Raw genomic sequence first — 17,602 nt, forward strand, 5'->3', positions numbered from 1 at the left:
GCCGGGAGTTCCTGGCCGGACGCGAGGCCGCTCGCCGGGCCCTGCGCGCGGTGGGCACGGCCTGCGGCGACATCCCCCGTGAGGGCCGCCTGCCGGTGTTCGCGCCCGGGCCGGCGGCGTCGATCTCGCACAGCGCCGGGATCGCCGCCGCCGTGGCCCCTGCCCCGGGCGCGGACCTCCCCGTCGGGTGTGATCTGGAGCTGCGGCCGCTGCCGTGCGGCGCGGCACGGCTGGTGCTGGACCCGGACGAGGAGCGGCTGCTCGGCACCGCCTCGGGCACCCGGGGCCGGCCCTGGTCGCTGACGGACCTGTTCTCCGCGAAGGAAGCCGCGTGGAAGGCCCTGTGCCTCGCGCCGGGCGAGAGCGTGACCCCGCCGATGGGGACGCTGAGGGATCTGCGGATCGAGGCGTGCGGCGACGCGCTGTGGGTCGCCCCCCGCGCGAGTGCGTCGTACGCGGTGCGGGTACGGGTCCTGCCCGTCGGCGCGGGCGTGTTCAGTTACGCGCTGGGCTGGGCCGACGCCGAGGGAAGAGCGACGGCGCTGCCCACGGCGAGGCGTTCGTAGGGGGCGCCGGTGCCGGGGCCGCCCGCGCCGAGGAGGCCGCCGACCATGGCGACGCCGGTGTCGTTCAGGGCGCCGTCGTGGACGGCGTAGACGTGCCGGGGCGCGACCTCGCGCACGTAGTCGATCAGCCGGCCTGTGGTGGACCAGGGGCCGTGCACCGGCAGCAGCAGGGTGTCCACGCGGGTGTCCGGGACGGTCAGGGCGTCGCCGGGGTGGAAGACGCTGCCGTCGACGAGGAAGCCGACGTTGCCCACGCGCGGGATGTCGGGGTGAATGGTCTCGTGCCAGGTGCCGTGGACCTCGACGGCGAAGCCGGCGGCCTCGAACGCCTCGCCGTGGCCGACGGTCGTCACCCGATGTCCCAGGCCCTCCAGCAGGCCGGCCACGGAGGCGTTGGTCCAGATCCGCAGGGCGGGGTTCGCCTCGGCGGCCCGGCGCAGGTTCTCCTCGGAGAAGTGGTCGAAGTGCTCGTGGGTGACCAGCACGGCGTCCGCCCGGTCGAGCACCCGCGGGTCGGTCAGACCGCCCGGGTCGACGACCAGGCGCCGGTCGTCCTCCTCCAGGCCGACGCAGGCATGTCCGTACTTGATGAGCCGCATCGCGGGCCCCTCCAAACTATGCAGGCAAGTTGTACAACTTAACTGTACAGTATGGGTTCAGGAGGTCGTTAGGATGAGCGCCATGGACGACACCCTCGCCGAAGACCTGCGGCGCGCCGTCGGGGAACTGGTGCGCGCCGCGCGGACCGCCGACACCATGCCCGCAGGGGAGGCGGCCGTCCTCGGGTACCTGGACCGCGGCGGTCCGTACACCACCGCCGACCTCGCCCATCTGCGCGGTGTGACACACCAGTCCGCCGCCAAGACCGTCAAGGACCTGCTGGGCGCCGGGTTGGTGCGCGCCGAACCGCACCCCTCCGACGGCCGCAAACTGCTGCTTCACCTCACCGACCGCGGGCGCGCCCGGCTGAGCGACGAGCGGACCCGGCGCGCCGACTGGCTCGACGCGGCCATCGAGGACACGCTCAGCGCGCGGGAGCAGGAACACCTGCGCGCGTGCGTCCCCCTGATCGCCCGGCTCGCCGGCCGCCTGAACGACCGCTGAGCCAAGCACGACCGGAAAGCCCTCCGTCCGGACGGAGGGCTGTCGCCGCTGCCGCCGAACTCGCCCACCGCAACGCCTCCCTGGCGCTGTCCGCAACGGAGAAGTCCGCCCCCGATGAGCGCGCTGTGCTCGCGGGCGCCCTCGGCGTGCGCGGCCGCGGTGACGCGCTGGGCGAGGTCGGCGGCCCGCACCCGCTCCCCGCGCCGCGGGCGGACAGCCGGCGGGCCAATGTGCGGGTGCGTCGCCGGCGTCAGGATTCGGGGCGCGCGTTGACCAGGGCCGCCATGTTGCCCGCCGGGTGGCGGTTGTCGTGGATGAGCTGGTGGGCCAGGCCGATCTCGTCGAAGGCGAAGGTCCGGGACAGGCACGGGTCGATGACACCCTGCGCGATCAGCCGGGTCACCTCGCGCGCCTCGCGGGCGCCGGCCACGTGCGAGCCCTGCAGCCGCTTCTGCCGCATCCACAGGAAGCGCAGATCCACGTCGCCGTTGTAGCCGGTGGTGCCGCCGCACAGGACGACCATGCCGCCGTTGTCGCACAGGTACATCGACGTGGGTACGGTGTCGGCGCCGGAATGCTCCAGCACGATGCGCGGGCTGCGGCGCTCACCGAGCACCTCCCAGAACCGCCGGCCGAAGGCACGGGCGCCCCTCAGCCAACGGGCCATGGCCGCCTCGTCGGAGGTGTCCGGCAGCCGCCCCCAGTGGTCGAACTCGCGCCGGTCGATGAAGCCCTCGGCGCCGAGCTTGAGGCAGAACTCACCGCGCTCCTGGCTGGAGACCACCGCCACCGGGATCCCCCCGACGTGCCGCACGAGCTGGATGGCGATGCAGCCGAGGCCACCCGCGCCGCCCCAGATCAGCACCGGGTCGCCCGGGCGCACGGTGTGCGGCTGCCAGCCGAACAGCTGGCGGTAGGCGGTGGCGGCGGTCGCCATGTAGCAGGCGGCCTCCGCCCAGGACAGCCGGGCCGGCTTCGGGTGGCACATGTAGTCGTCGACGACCGCGAACTGGGCGAAGGAGCCGTAGTTCTCCTCGTAGCCCCACACGCGCTGGGTGGAGGAGACGGCCGGGTCGGCGCCGAGGCGGACATCCTCGGCCGACTCGTCCCAGCGGTTGGCCAGGACCACGACCTCGTCGCCGAGCGCGACGCCGCGCACGCCCTCGCCGACGGCCCACACGATCCCGGACAGGTCCGAGCCACCGATGTGGAAGTCCTCGGTGGCGCCCGCCTTCTGCCGGGCGGTGATCACATCGAGCGGCTCGCCCAGGGCCGCCCAGACGTTGTTGTAGTTGATGCCGGCCGCCATCACCTTCACCGCGACCTGCCCGCGGCCCACGGGCGGAACGTCCACCACCTCGGTGCGGAAGGCGTCGACGGGCTGCCCGTAGCGCTCCCGGCGGATCAGCGAGGCGTACATCCGGCGGGGGACGGTGCCGATCTCGGGCGCGTCGCCGAGCTCGTAGAGGTCCTGGGTCGCGGTCACGCGGGATCTCCTGAAGGGTCGGGGCTTACTCGGGTGGACGGTGGCCTTACGGAGCGGGAGCGCACGGCCGGGGTTCAGTCGCTCAGGGCGCGCAGCGCCTTGGCGACCGTCTCGCCGATGCGGGCGATCGGTTCGGGCTCGGTCATCTCGTAGTGGCCGCAGGGCACTTGGTGGTCGTGGAGGGTGCCGTGGACGTACGGGCGCCAGGCGTCCGCCTTGCCCGGTTGGACGGCCAGGTCGGCCGCGAAGTCCGTGACCGTTTCCTCGGCGGCGCTGAAGAACAGCACGTCCCCGCGGAAGCGGCCGGGCCTGAACTGCGGGGCGATGCGCAGGTTATTGCGCATGACCGCGGCGATCGCGGCGGCCTGCTCCCGGGTGATCGGCGCACTCTGTGCCTCGGCCTCGATACGCTCCAGGACCCGTTCCACGTCCGCGGCCCCGGCCCCCGGCGCCACCGGCAGGCCGGCCACCCGGGACAGCAGCGCCGCGACCTGGCGTTCGGCCGTCCCGGGGGCGTAGGCGGTGCCGTGCGGCTGGGGTGCGTCGAGCATGGCCAGCAGATCCACCCGCTCTCCGGCCTCCTGCAGTGCGCAGGCCATGGCGTGGGCCACGAAACCGCCGTAGGACCAGCCCAGCAGGCGGTAGGGGCCGTGCGGCTGCACCTGGCGCACGAGATCCAGGTAGGCCGTGACCATCGCGGCGGCGTCCGGCGCGGGCGGCCGGGTGCCGTCCAGGCCCAGTGCCTGGACGCCGTACACGGGCTGGTCGCCGCCGAGGTGGGGGAGCAGGCCGGTGTAGCGCCAGGACACACCCGCCCCGGGGTGCAGGCAGAACAGCGGGACGGCGGTGCCCTCCGCGCGCAGGGGCAGCAGCGGGCCCAGCGCGGTGGCGGGAGCGGTGCCGGGCGGGGTGTCCGCCGGTTCCTCGGCGAGCAGTCCGGCGACGGTGGGCGCGGCCAGCAGTTTCGCGGCGGGCACGTCGAGGACGCCCGTCTGGCGCAGCCGGCCGGCCAGGAGCACGGCGCGCATGGAGTCGCCGCCCAGGTCGAAGAAGTTGTCGTGCACGCCGATGCCCGCGATGCCGAGGGTCTCCTCCCACAGCCGGGTCACCGCCTGCTCGCGGTCGGTGCGCGGCGGTACGTGCCGCGTCGTCAGCCGGGGGCGTGGGGCGAGCGCGTCGCCGGCCGGCGCGGTGTCCTCGGACGCGGTGGCGTCCGTCCGGGCGCCGGGCGCGTCGATCCAGTGCCGGTGGCGTTCGAAGGCGTACGGCGGCAGCTGCACCCGTCGGGCGGTGTCCGGAGCCGGGGGCAGGGCACCGTCGACGCCGGCGCTCCACAGCCGGCCCAGGGCCTCGGCGAGTACGAAGCCGTCGGCCGCCTCGGCCTTGGCGTGCCGCATGGTGGTCACCGTCACCGGCGCCCGGTCGGCGAGCCGGTTGGCGGCCAGCTTGGTCAGGGTGTCCCCGGGGCCGATCTCCACCAGCACCGGGTGCAGGCGCTCCCACAGGGCGGCGATGCCGTCGGCGAACCGCACGGTGTGCCGGGTGTGGTCCAGCCAGTGCTGTACGGAGGTGGCCTGGGCGTCGGTGACCCAGTCGCCGGTGACGTTGGTGACGTAGGGGATGCGCGGCGGGCGCAGGGTGACCCGGCGCAGGTGGTCCTCGAAGGCGGGCAGGACCGGGTCCAGGACGTGGGAGTGGGCGGCGACGGGGATGCGCAGCCGGCGGAACGGGATGTCCCGGCGGGTGAGTTCGGCCTCGAAGCGGGCGACGGCGTCCAGGTGCCCGGCGACGGTGCACGCGGTGGGGCCGTTGACGGCCGTGAGGGACAACTGCTCGTCGAGCAGCGGCAGGACGTCCTTCACCGCGGCGGCGATGCCGGTGGTGGCGCCGCCCGCCGAGCTGATCAGCCGGATGCGCTCGGTGACCAGAGGCAGCATCTCCTCCAGGTCGATCACCCCGGCCAGACAGGCCGCCGTGTACTCGCCGAGCGAGTGCCCGATGAGGGCGTCCGGGCGTACGCCCGCCTCCATCAGCGTGCGGGCCAGCGCGTACTCGGTCACCACCAGGCCGAGGAAGGCGTCCGTGTCGTCGCCCGGGCGTCGCTCGACCAGCGTGGTGTGCAGGTCGCCGCCGAGGACGGGCCGCAGGACGCGCGCGCACTCGTCGACCGTGTCGCGGTACACGGTGTTCTCGCGGTACAGCTCCGCCCCCATCCCGGGGTACTGGGTGCCTCCGCCCGGCAGCAGGAAGGCCACGCGGGGTCGGTCGTCGGCGGGCGGGGTCAGCGGCGCGGCGGCGCGGAGGGCGTCGACGGCCTCCTCGCGGGAGGAGGCGGTGACGGTCAGGCGGTGGCGCAGGGCGGGCCGTTCGGTGCGCAGGCTGTGCGCGATGTCGTCCAGGCGCAGGTCGGGACGGCGGTCGAGGTGCCGGGCGAGGGCGTCGGCCTGGCCGCGCAGGGCGCCGGGCGTGCGCGCGGACAGGGGCAGGACCAAGCGACGGCCGTCCTCGGGCGGGCGCGGCGCGGCCGGAGGGGTGGGCGGGGGCTCCTCCAGGATGACGTGGGCGTTGGTGCCGCCGATGCCGAACGCCGAGACGGCGGCCCGGCGCGGGTGCTCGCGCTCCGGCCAGTCCTCCAGGGCGGTCGGCACCCGGAAGGGGCCCGAGTCGAAGTCGATGAGCGGGTTGGGCCGGTCGAAGTGCAGGCTCGGCGGGATCTGACGGTGCTCCAGGGCGAGCACGGCCTTGATGAGACCGGCGATGCCGGCGGCCGCCCCCAGGTGGCCGATGTTCGTCTTCACCGACCCCAGGGCGCAGAAGCCGCGCGCCTCGGTGCTGTGCCGGAACGCCTCGGCAAGGGCCGCCACCTCGATGGGGTCGCCGAGCTTGGTGGCGGTGCCGTGTGCCTCGATCAGGCCGATGGTGCCCGCGTCGACCATGGCCTGGGCCTGCGCGGCGAGGATGACCTCGGTCTGTCCGGCCGTGCTGGGCGCGCTGAAGCCGACCTTGCGGCGCCCGTCGTTGTTCACGGCGCTGCCGCGGATCACGGCGCGGATGCGGTCGCCGTCGGCGAGGGCGTCCTCCAGGCGCTTGAGGACGACGGCGCCCACGCCGTCGCCGGAGGAGGTGCCGGCGGCGTCGGCGGCGAAGGCGCGGCAGTGGCCGTCGGGGGAGAACGGCCCGTCGGGTACGTAGCGGTAGCCGAGGACCGCGGACGGGTTGAGGGAGACCGCGGCCGCCAGCGCGGTGTCGCACCGGTAGTCGAGCAGGTCCTGGCAGGCGGTGTGCACGGCGACCAGCGCGGTGGAGCAGGCGGTCTGCAGCGACAGGCTCGGGCCGGTCAGGCCCAGTTCGTAGGAAACGCGGGTGGCGAGCGTGCCCAGGGAGTTGGCGGTGGCCGCGTGCACCAGGGCGACCGAGCCGGGCTGTCCGGCGAAGCGCGGGTGGACATGGGCGGGGTAGTAGCGGCTGTCGCCGCTGCCCGCGTAGACGCCGAACGCCCCGGTGTCACGGCCCTCGACCAGGCATCCGGCGTCCTCCAGAGCGTGGTAGGCGGTCTCCAGCAGCAGCCGCTGCTGCGGGTCGACGACGGCGGCCTCGGCCGGGCTGTAGCCGAAGAAGCCGGAGTCGAAGCGGTCGATGCCCTCGACCACGGAGGCCATGCGCACCAGAGAGGGGTCGTCGAGATCGCCCGGGTCGCCGCCCGCGGCGAGGAACTCCTCGTCGCTGACGGGCCGTATCGACTCCCGGCCGGCCGCCAGGTTGTCCCAGAAGGCGTCCAGGTCGTCGGCGCCGGGGAAGCGGCCCGCCATGCCGATGACGGCGACGGCGGGGGCGTCCTCCTCGGCGTGTGCTGCGGGGTCGTCATGCATGGCCGCGGTCCTTTCCGTGGCGTGCGGTGCGGCGGGCACGGGCCGCTCGCTGCCGTTGTGCTTGTTCCTTGGCGCGGTCCAGCTCGCTGGGCGCGGGTTCGGCGGACGGCTGTCCGGCCGGGCCGTCCGTCCGGGCGTCGGCGGTGTCCTGCCCCGCCGACGGCTTGGTGGCAGTGGCCGCCAGGTGGCGCGCCAGGTCGCGGACGGTGGGGTGGGCGAACAGGTCGACCACCGACACGTCGGCGTCGAAGGCGCTGTTGACCGCGTTCTGGGCGGTGACCAGCAGCAGCGAGTTGCCGCCCAGGTCGAAGAAGTTCTCGTCCGGCCCCACCCGGTCGCGGCCCAGCACGGCGCACCACACCTCGGCGAGCCTGCTCTCCAGCCGCCGGGCGTCCTCTTCCCCGTCGGCTCGTTCCGGCCGGTCGGCGGTGCCGGCGGAGCGCAGCACCCAGTCGTCGGCCAGGCGCGCCGCACGGGCGGCGTCGCCCGCCGCGCGATACAGGGCGCCCAGGTCGGTGCCGTCGGCCAGGCCGACGCGCGCGGCCGGGCGCCGTACCGGCCGTACCGGTGCCGCCACATGGCTGCGCACCCAGGGGGCGGTGCGGTCGGCACCGATCAGCAGGTGGGGGGCGTCGAGCGTGCGGGCCAGGTCGAAGGAGCGCAGTGCGGCCTGCGCGTCCAGCAGCCGGTAACCGCGGGCCTCGGTCAGCGCGGTGAGCCGGTAGCCGCGGCTGACGCCCCGCTCGCGCCACATGCTCCAGGCCAGGGACTGCGCGGGCAGCCCGAGGCTTCGGCGGTGCAGTGCCAGGGCGTCGAGCGCGGCGTTGGCCGCTGCGTAGGCGGCGTTCATGGCCCCGCCGAAGAAGCCGTTGACGGAGGAGAAGGTGACGAAGGAGGTGACCGGGTGGTCGGCGGTGAGGCGGTGCAGTGTCCACGCGCCGCCCGCCTTCGCGGCCACCGCCTGCCGCCAGGTGTCCTCGTCCAGCTCACCCACCGGGCGTTCGAGGAGCGTCCCGGCCAGGTGCAGCACGCTCGTCAGGGGCACGCCCCACGCTTGGGCGGCCGCGTCCACGGCGGCACGGACCTGGGACTCGTCGGTGACATCGGCGCACACGTAGCGGACCTCGCCCCGCTCGCGCAGCCGCCGCAGCACCTCCCCACGCCGCGGCCCGTCGGCCTGGGCGTCCAGGGCGTCCTCGGGAGTGCGGCCCAGGATCAGCAGCCGGGTGCCCGGGGTGCGCAGCAGATGCGCCGCGACCTCGCCGCCGACGCCGCCCAGGCCGCCGGTGACCAGGGTGAACCCATCGGTGGCGGCCGACCGGGGACGCGGGGGCGCGTCCGGCACCGGGGCCAGACGGCGCACATGGCGGCAGCCGTCGCGGTACGCCACCTCGGCGGCGTCGGCGGACACGTGCGCCTCCGCCAGCAGCAGCGCGGGAGCGTCCTCGTCGGCGTCCGGCGGCAGGTCGACGTGCGTGCCGCGCAGCCGACCCAGCTCCTCCGTCAGCGACTTGAGCAGGGCGCCCGCCATGGCGTGCCCCGGGTGGGGCCGGTCCTCGGCCCGCACCCCCAGGGCGCCCGCGGTGGCGTACACCAGGTCGACGGGGTGCTGCCGGGCGGTCCGGGAGGCGAGCGCCCGGGCCAGGGCGAGGAGGGACAGCGTGCCGCTCGCCTCGTGCGGTGCCGTCGGCGCGGTGGTCGAGGGGGCGTCGCCGTCGTGCAGCCCTCCGAGGTGGATCACGGCGTCGACCGGCCGCTGGTCGTGCTCCAGCCGGTCGAGCAGGGTGGCGAGGTCGTCGTGCTCGCCGGGGCGGATCCGGTAACGGGCGGCGTCGAGGCGGGCGTAGGACGTGCCGTCGGAGGCGACGGTGCAGCGCTCGCCCGTGGCGCGCAGAGTGTCGGCGATCCGCTCCGCGATCCGCACGGAGCGCGGGTCGTCGCCCGCGAGGACCAGGGTGTGACGGCCAGGCACGGCCTGCCGTGAGGCGTGGTGCTCCGCCCGCTGCCAGACCGGCCGCAGGAACCAGTCGGGCACGGTCGCGGCGGTGCCCAGCAGCAGTTCGGTGGCACGCACCTGCTCGTCGAACGCGCCGGCCTCGAAGCTCTTGCGCAGCTTGGTGCGCTGGATCTTGCCGATCTCCGTCTTCGGCACGGCGTCCTGGGCGACCGGGACGAGGAAGGCCGGGCTGACGCCGATCTCCCGCGTCACCTTGCCGGCGATCTCCCGCAGGGCCGCGGCGGTGTCCCCGTCGGAGGCCTCGGGGGACAGGTGGAAGAACAGGGCGAGTTCGTCGGTGGACGCCGAGGAGTCGGAGCGCACCGCGACGGCGGCGGTGAAGCTGCGCACCACGTGCGGCAGTTCCTCGACGCAGGCCTCGATCTCGTGGCTGTAGTGGTTGACGCCGTTGACGATGATGACGTCCTTGGCGCGCCCGGTGATGTACAGCTCCCCGGCCCGCAGGAACGCCAGGTCGCCGGTGTCGAACCAGCCGTCCTCGGTGAACGCCTCCGCGTTCGCGCCCGGGTTGTCGTGGTAGCCGCCGGTCACGGAGGTGCCGCGGACCTGGAGGCGGCCGGCGTCACCCTCGGCGAGGACGGTGCCGGAGTCGTCGACGACGCGCATGGCGAAGCCCGGGTAGGGCAGGCCGCAGCTGACGAACGTGCCCTCGCCGGGCACGGGTCGGGGGGCCAGGACGGCGTCGGTGACCACCGAGCAGGTCTCGGACATGCCCCAGCCGGGGTGCATCACGTCCTGCGGCAGGCCGAACGGCTCGAGTGCGTGCAGGAAGCGGCGGGCCGCGGCGGCCACGACGACCTCGCCCGCGTTCATCACCAGCCGCATCGGCGACAGGTCCCAGGTGCGGTCGGCGAAGCGGTCGGCCTGTTCGGCGAGGAGACCGAACGCGAAGTTGGGTGCCCAGGTGACGGTGACGCGGTGCCGGTCGGCCAGGTCCATCCAGCGCGGCGGGTCCTGCAGGATCCAGGACGTGGGCGCGTGGATCTGGCGGCAGCCCAGGTACACGTCCCGCAGGTGGAACATCACCACGCCGGTGACGTGGTCGAGGGGGATCCAGTTCAGGGAGACGTCGGAGGCGTCGAGCGCGTTCATCTGCTCGGTGGCGGCAGAGCGGGTGAGCACGTTGCGGTGGGTGAGCCGCACCGCCTTGGGCAGGCCGGTGCTGCCGGACGTCATCAGCATGAGGATGATGTCGTCGGGCCGGGCGGGGTGCCAGTCGTGGTCCTCGGGCGCCTCGCGCAGCTCGTCGGCGGTGGTCAGGCGCAGGCCGGGCCAGTCCTGGCGGGCGGCCAGGCCGCGCAGGCCGCTCTCGCGGTCGGCGGAGCACACGATCCAGGGCCGGCCGAGCATCCGCCAGATGCCCTCCAGCTTGGTCAGCGCCGCCGAGGGCGTGTCGTAGGAGGCGGGGACGGTCAGCGGGACGGCGACGAAACCGCCCAGGACGCAGCCCCACAGCGCGGCCAGGAAGTCCTCGGTGGCGTCGCACTGGAGGATCACCTGGTCACCGGGGCGCAGTCCGGCCCGGCGCAGGCCCGCCAGGACCCGTGAGGCCTCGGGGATGAGGGAGGCGTAGCTGCGCCGGTGCTCGCTGCCGTCGGCGTGGACGTGGACGATGTCGCCCTGCGCCCGCTCGGCGGCCCGGCGCAGGGCCTGCGCCCAGCTGGAGACGGACGGTTCGACGAGCGCCGAGCCCTCGCTGAGCGCCGGTACGGCGGACGCCGGGGCGTTGCCGACGCCGGGCTCGGCGCCGGTGGTGTCCGGGGCGCGATCGGTGACTCCGGCGTGGCGGCGGCCCAGTTCCTCGCCGATGTCCTCCACGCTCACCTCGGCGTGGGTCACCCCCGGCAGGCGGGTCAGGCGCTCGCGCCAGGCGTCGGCCGCGGTGCGGTCGACGGCGGGCAGGGCGGTGAGTGCGCCGGTGTCGAGCCGGCCGTCCTCGTCGTGGGGCAGGGCGTTGACCGCGGTGATCCGGACGGTGGTGTGGCCCGCGCAGTCCAGGACCTCCTCGACGCGTTCCGCCGCGTCGGCGCGTCCTGGCACCACGTACAGGTGCGGCGTCCGGCCGTCGGGGGCGGTCAGGGCGCGGGCGGCGCGGATGCCGGGCACGGACAGCGCGGCCGCCTCCAGTTCCCCGACGGCGGGCCCGGCCGGGACCGGCGTGCGCTCGGGGACCGCGGGCAACTGCCCGACGCGCACGGCGGGATCGGCGCCGACGGTGCGCAGGACGTCGTGCAGGGCGCGGCCGAGGGCCTCGGCGGTGGAGGCGTCGTAGAGGTCGGTGGCGTACTCGATGTGAAGGGTGAGGCCGTCGGGGGTGCCCTCGGGGGTGTGCCGCTCCAGGACGTCGACGAAGAGGTCGAACTTGGCGGTGCCGGTGGCGGTCGGCCGCAACCGGACACGGTGGCCGTCGAGTTGGAGGACGGCCAGGTCGTTGTTCTGCAGGGCCAGCATCACCTGGAACAGGGGGTGGCGGCCGGGGTGGCGGGGCGGGTTGAGCTCGTCGACGAGCCGGTCGAAGGGCAGGTCCTGGTGGTCCAGGGCGGCCAGGTCGGCGGTGCGCAGCCGGGCGAGCAGGTCGCGGAAGGCGGGGTCGCCGGAGGTGTCGGCGCGCAGCACCAGCGTGTTGGTGATCAGGCCGATCAGCTGGTCCAGGGCGGGTTCGGTGCGGCCCGCGACCGGGGTGCCCAGGACGATGTCCTCGCCCGCGCCGCTGCGGGTGAGCAGGGCGCTGAGGGCGGCGTGCAGCACCATGAAGAGGCTGGTGCCCTCGCGGTCGGCCAGGGCGAGCAGGTCGCGGTGCAGGGCGGCGTCCACGACCGACTCCAGGTGGGCGCCGGTGCCGCGCGGTGTCTCGGGCCGGGGCCGGTCGGCGGGCAGGGAGCACTCCGCGGGCAGGTCCGCCAGCGCCGTGCGCCAGTGCGCGGTCAACCGCTCCAGGCGGCCCGTGCCGTCGGGTGCGGGGGCCAGCAGGGCGCGCTGCCACAGGGCGTAGTCGGCGTACTGCACCGGCAGCGGCGTCCAGTTGGGGGCGTGTCCGGCGCGGCGGGCCGTGTAGGCGGTACCCAGGTCCTCGGCGAACGGCCGCAGCGACCAGCCGTCGGCGGCGCTGTGGTGCAGCAGGAGCAGCAGCGTGCGGTCCTCGGCCGGCCCCAGCAGCCAGGCGGTCAGGGGGCTTTGGGCGGTGAGGTCGAAGCGGTGGCGCAGGGCGGCTTCGACGTGGGCGGCGCTCTCCGCGGCGGGGCAGTCGACGCGGTGCAGAGGCGGGCGCAGCGCACCGGGCGGCAGGACGCGCTGGTGGGGTGTGCCGTCGTGCTCGGCGACAAGCGTGCGCAGGCTCTCGTGGCGGTCGGCCAGGTCGCCGAGGGCCGCTTCCAGCGCGTCGGCGTCCAGGTCGGCGGGCGCGGTCACCACGAGCGGGATGTTGTACGTGGCGGCCCGGTCGCCGAGCCGGTGCAGGAACCACATGCGCTCCTGCGCGAACGACAGCGGCACCCGCTCGGGACGTACTGCGGCCCCCAGGACGGGCCGGGGCGGGGCGCCTGCGCGGTCGGCCGCGTCGGCGGCGAGCCGTGCCGCGAGCGCGGCCGGGGTCGGGGTCTCGAAGAGGGCGGTGATGGGGATCTCCGCGCCGGTGTCGTGCCGCAGCCGGGCCAGCAGGCGGGTGGCGAGCAGCGAGTCGCCGCCCAGGTCGAAGAAGTTGACGTCGGCGCCCACGCTGTCCCGGGGCAGCTTCAGTACGTCCTCGAACAGGGCGCACACCAGGGCCTGTTGCGGGTTGCGGGGGCGGGTGCCGGAGGCGGCGGCGGTGAAGTCCGGTGCGGGCAGGGCCTGCACGTCGAGCTTGCCGTTGGCGGTCAGCGGCAGGGCGTCGACGGTGACGCAGGCGGCCGGGACCATGTGCTCGGGCAGGCGGGCGGCGGCGTGGGCGCGCAGCTCGGCCGGGTCGAGGGGCGTGTTGCCGGCGGTGAGGACGTAGGCGACGAGGTGCTGGGCGCCGTTGTCGGCACGGCGGACGACGACGGCGGCCCGGGCCACCCGGGGGTGGACGGCCAGGACGGCCTCGATCTCGCCCGGCTCGACGCGGAAGCCGCGGATCTGCACCTGGGCGTCGGCCCGGCCGAGGTAGTCGAGGGTGCCGTCCGGGCGGCGCCGCGCGAGGTCCCCGGAGCGGTACATCCGGGTGCCGGGCGGGGCGAAGGGGTCGTCGAGGAAGCGCTCGGCGGTCAGCTCGGGCCGGTGCAGGTAGCCGGCGGCCACCCCGGCGCCGGAGACGTACATCTCGCCGCTCGCGCCGGGCGGGACCGGTCGTCCCTCGGCGTCGAGGAGGTGGACGCGCAGGTCGGCCAGGGGCCGGCCGATGACGCTGCCGCGCCGCGGGTCGTCGAGGTCGGCGCGGGTCAGGCGGTGGTGGGTGACGTGCACGGTGGTCTCGGTGATGCCGTACATGTTCACCAGCTGGGGCCGGTCCAGGCCGTGCCGGTCGGCCCAGGGGCGCAGCCGCGCCGGGCGCAGGGCCTCACCGCCGAAGACGACGTAGCGCAACGCCCCGCTGTCCCCGCCGCGTTCGAGGTCGGCGTCGATCAACTGCTCGAAGGCGGACGGCGTCTGGTTGAGGACGGTGACGTGCTCGCCGTGCAGCAGCTCGAGGAAGTCCCTGGGGGAGCGGCTGACGGCGTAGGGGACGACGACGAGGCGTCCGCCGTGCAGCAGCGCGCCCCACATCTCCCACACGGAGAAGTCGAAGGCGTAGGAGTGGAACAGCGTCCACACGTCGTCCGCGCCGAACGTGAAGTGCTCCGCGGCGGCGGCAAACAGCCGCACCACGTTGGCGTGCGGCACGGGGACGCCCTTGGGGCGGCCGGTGGAGCCGGAGGTGTGGATGATGTACGCGATGTCGGCGGGGCTCGTCGGCCCGTGCCGGTCGGCGTCGGTCAGGTTTTCGGCCGGGCGGGCGGCGAGGTTCGCCATGACCTGCGGGTCGTCCAGGAGGACGGTGGGCACCGAGGCAGCGCCGAGGTGGGCGTGGGCGCGTTCGGTGACCAGGGCGACGGGGCCGGTGTCCTCGACGACCAGCCGCAGCCGCTCGGCCGGGTGGCCCGGGTCCAGGGGGAGGTAGGCGGCGCCGGTCTTGAGGACGGCCAGCAGGGCGGGCAGCAGCCGCGCGCCGCGCTCCAGCGCCAGCGCCACCACCCGGCCGGGGCCCGCGCCGCGCTCGGTCAGCAGCCGGGCCAGGCGGTTGGCCTCGGCGTTGAGCCCGGCGTAGGTCAGTCGGACCTCGCCACAGGTGACGGCGGTCCGCTCGGGATGCGCGTCCGCCTGCTCCTCGAACAACTGCGTGAGGGTGCGCTCGACCGGATACGTGCGAGCGGCCGTGTCGCGCGGGTGCTCACCCGGCAGCAGGACGTCCAGTTCGCCCAGCGCGGTCGTCGGCGCGGCCTCGGCCAGCCGGTGCAGCACGGCGAGGAACCGCTCGCGGTGCAGGGCGAGTTCGTCCTCCTCGTACAGGGCGGGGTTGGCGTCGAAGGCCAGCCACAGGCCGCCGGCGTCGGTGCCGGGCCGCACCGAGATCTGCAGGTCCTCCACGGCGCCGCCGGACAGGTGGTGCCAGGTGGTGGGCTGGCCGTCGAACACGGGCGACTCGTCGAAGGGGACGATGTTCAGCACCGGTCCGTACAGCCGGCGCCCGGTGCCCAGCAGTCCCAGGTCGCGGCGCAGGTACTCGCCGCGGTAGGCCTGGTGGCGGCGCAGAGCGCGCAGCTCCTCGGCGACGTCCCGGGCCGCCTCGGTGAGCGGCGTCCTCGCGGTGGCGCGCACCCGCAGGGGCAGGACGTCGGAGGCGGTGCCCGGTGTGCGCAGCGCGGCGCTGCCGAGGCGGCTCATCGTGGCCAGGCCGAGCACCAGGTCCTCGGCGCCGGTCATGCGATGCAGGTAGACGGCGGTGGCCGTGGCCAGCAGGTCGGCGCGGGCGACGCCGAGACGGGAGGCCGCCGCGTCCAGGGCGGCCACTTCGGACGGCGTCAACTCGGCCGTGCGGCGCAGGAAGGGGGCGGTCGCGGCGGCCGTGCGGGAGGTGAGGTGCGCCGGTTCGGGCAGCCCGGCCAGGCGCTCGGCCCAGTGGGCGCGGTCCCGGCTGTGGCGGTCGCCGGCGCGGTAGGCGGCCTCCTCCTCCTGGAGTCGGCCCACCGGCGCGAAGCCGGAGGCGTCCGGTTCGCGTCCGGCGGCGAGCGCGTTGTACACCTCGGCAAGACGCCGGCCCAGGAGCTTGTAGCTGTAGCCGTCGAGCAGGATGTGATGGGCCCTCAGCAGCCAGATGTACCGGTCGGGGGCGAGGGTCAGCAGCGCGTGCGAGAACAGCGGACCCTTCTCCAGGTCCACCGGGGTCGCCAGGTCCGCGTGGATCCATTCCCAGGCGGCCGCCCCGGGATCGTCGGCGTCCCGGACGTCGACGTGGTGCAGAGGCCAGTCGTCCGGGTCGTCGGCCCGGTGGCAGCGGGGGCCGTCCTCGGTGTCGACGAACCGCAGGGCGAAGGTGCCCGCCTCGGCGACCGTACGGCGCAGCGCGGTCTCGAACAGGCCCGTGTCGAGCGGCCCGTGGATCTCCACCGCCTCGCCGGTGTTGTACGCGGCGCTGTCCGACGCGAGCCGCCCGGCGTACCAGAGACCCTCCTGGGCCCCGGACAGCGGACTCCGCTCGTCCTGCTGGAGTGACATAGCACAACCCTCACGTGGCAAGCCGAAGTGTCCCGGCCGGCGACGGCACGACCGGATCGGAGCAGTGCGGCCGCCGCCTCGTGCCGCCCTCGCGTCTGAGTGCGCGCAGGGGGCCGACCAAGCGGGAAAGGCAGGTCGCACAGAGGGGACCGGGTGAACACGCGTCACCCTGGCTCCGGTTCTACAGGACATCACGGTGCGCCACCGAGATCGGCCCGGTCAAGGCGGAGCCGGCCCGCGAGCGGCAATTCAGGGAATTCCCCAAAGAACGCCGGGCCGGGGAGTGTGCATGTGGCACCAACTTTTAGGGAAAACACGAGAGTTCGCTTTTGGGCGCCTGCCCGGGTGGATTCGGCGACGGCGCGCGGTGCACTCTCGAATACGACTCCCCACACCCGCGGCCGCATTCGGGCGACTGACCGACCGCGCCGCCGGGCCACCCGTTGGACGATCGAAAGAGGGCTTTGGTCATGCACCGTCCGCTGTGTCCGGTCGAGACGCTCTATGTGGGCCAGCGCAGCAGGGCGGTGCTGTCCTGCGCGCTGCGCGGACGCGTCGACGCCGTGGCGCTGGCCGCCGCGTTCGACGCTGTGACGCAGGCGCAACCGACCCTGCGTGCGCGGATCGTCGCGGACGGCGGCGGCCATGCGCTGGCCCTGCTCGACGAGACCGAGCGGCCCCGCCTGGAGACACGCACCGCAGACCTGGAGGAGGCCTACGCGACGGAGCTGAACAGACCCCTCACCGTGGGTGGGCCCTTGTCACGAGCGGTCCTGGTCAGCGCACCGGGTGGCACGGAGCACCTGTTCGTCCTGGTCGTCGACCACACCGTGACCGACGGGCACAGCAGCATCACACTCCACAACACGGTGTGGGACCACTACCGCGCGCTCGTCACCGACGAACGACCACAGCCCGGACGTGCCGACGCCGGCACGGCGGACGTCCCGGAGTGGCCCGAACCCGTCAGCGCCCTGCTGCCGCCCACCGACGAGGCCGACACCGCCACGTACCTCGACGCCCGCATCGCGCAGGCCAAGAAGAGCCCGGTCGAGCTCGTCCGCTACGACCCGGCACGCACCGGAGGGGGAGCGGGCGACGAGGGGCACATCGAGGTGTGCCGGCTGACCCTGGACACCGATCGCACCGCCCGCCTGCGCGGGCGGGCGCGGGAGGCGGGTGTGTCCGTGCACGCGCTCATCGCCGCCGCCCTGCTGAGAACCGCCCGACGGCGACTGGAAGGCGACGGCCCGCGCACCCTGGGCTGCCTGTCTCCCGTGGACCTGCGCTCCCGGCTGACTCCGCCGCTGCCGGCGTCCGTCATGGTGCCGGCGGTCACCACGCATCTGCAGACCCTGGAGGTGTCCGAGACCTCCGACCCAGTGGATCTGGCGCGCACCGTCCACGCCCGGGTGAACGACTTCATCGCCAGGGGCGACCACTTCCACGAGATGCGCATCACCCCGGAGATCCCCCGCAACCCCGCCCTCCAACTGGCCACGGTCATCGTCACCAACATGGGCGTCGTCCCCGGGCCACGGCTGCCCGACGGTCTGCGCGCCGTCGACGTCCGCCTGGTGCCGGGGCGCGAGAACTACTTCCCGCAGGCCGGGCGCAGTCCCGTCATGGCATGCGTGGTCTCCTTCGAAGGGCGCCTGTCCATCGAGTTCCCGCACAGCACCGCCTGCTTCAGCCCGACCTTCATGCGGACCTTCCGCGACGAGGTGCTCGACGACCTTCTCGCCTTCGCGTCCGAGCCCCGCCGCGAGCCCGCCACCACGGACGTGGGCTGAACACCCTCTGCCCGCACGCGGAGTGGACACCGCCACGCCCCCGACGGGCACGGTCG

General features: G+C 74.7%; 6 protein-coding genes and 1 pseudogene. 3 read left to right on the plus strand and 4 right to left on the minus strand.

What is annotated here, in order from left to right:
* Nucleotides 1-566, plus strand: a pseudogene (locus M8J74_RS12560) (enterobactin synthetase); the annotation flags it as partial.
* Here the strand turns inward: M8J74_RS12560 and M8J74_RS12565 are convergent.
* Complete coding sequence (locus M8J74_RS12565; protein ID WP_249836454.1) at nt 500-1,165, minus strand: MBL fold metallo-hydrolase; 666 nt, start codon at nt 1,163-1,165, stop codon at nt 500-502. The pseudogene M8J74_RS12560 and the gene M8J74_RS12565 sit on opposite strands and share 67 nt — an antisense overlap.
* A gap of 73 nt (nt 1,166-1,238) precedes the next feature.
* On the opposite strand from M8J74_RS12565, the gene M8J74_RS12570 reads away from it, so the two are divergent.
* Nucleotides 1,239-1,670 carry a MarR family winged helix-turn-helix transcriptional regulator gene (locus M8J74_RS12570; protein WP_372500163.1) on the plus strand — a complete coding sequence of 144 codons (432 nt, stop codon included), beginning with the start codon at nt 1,239-1,241 and terminating at the stop codon, nt 1,668-1,670.
* A gap of 250 nt (nt 1,671-1,920) precedes the next feature.
* Here the strand turns inward: M8J74_RS12570 and ccrA are convergent, their stop codons facing one another.
* The 3 genes from ccrA to M8J74_RS12585 all read right to left on the minus strand — a co-directional run bounded on the left by ccrA (nt 1,921) and on the right by M8J74_RS12585 (nt 15,753).
* A complete protein-coding gene (gene ccrA, locus M8J74_RS12575; RefSeq protein WP_249836455.1) occupies nt 1,921-3,156 on the minus strand; it encodes a crotonyl-CoA carboxylase/reductase in 1,236 nt (411 codons plus the stop codon).
* Between the two features lie 74 nt (nt 3,157-3,230).
* On the minus strand, nt 3,231-7,025 hold the full coding sequence (locus M8J74_RS12580; protein WP_249836456.1) for a type I polyketide synthase: 3,795 nt from the start codon (nt 7,023-7,025) through the stop codon (nt 3,231-3,233).
* Nucleotides 7,018-15,753: a non-ribosomal peptide synthetase gene (locus M8J74_RS12585; RefSeq protein WP_249836457.1), complete on the minus strand. Its 8,736-nt coding sequence runs from the start codon at nt 15,751-15,753 to the stop codon at nt 7,018-7,020. The genes M8J74_RS12580 and M8J74_RS12585 overlap by 8 nt, the downstream gene beginning before the upstream one ends.
* A gap of 470 nt (nt 15,754-16,223) precedes the next feature.
* Between M8J74_RS12585 and M8J74_RS12590 the strand changes: the two genes are divergently transcribed.
* Nucleotides 16,224-17,546 (plus strand): phthiocerol/phthiodiolone dimycocerosyl transferase family protein, encoded by a 1,323-nt coding sequence (locus M8J74_RS12590; RefSeq protein ID WP_249836458.1) that lies wholly within the window; start codon nt 16,224-16,226, stop codon nt 17,544-17,546.
* The last annotated feature ends 56 nt before the right edge of the window (nt 17,547-17,602 follow it).

Origin of the sequence: Streptomyces panaciradicis (assembly GCF_023516615.1) — a bacterium.
Classification (GTDB): Bacteria; Actinomycetota; Actinomycetes; order Streptomycetales; family Streptomycetaceae; genus Streptomyces; species Streptomyces panaciradicis.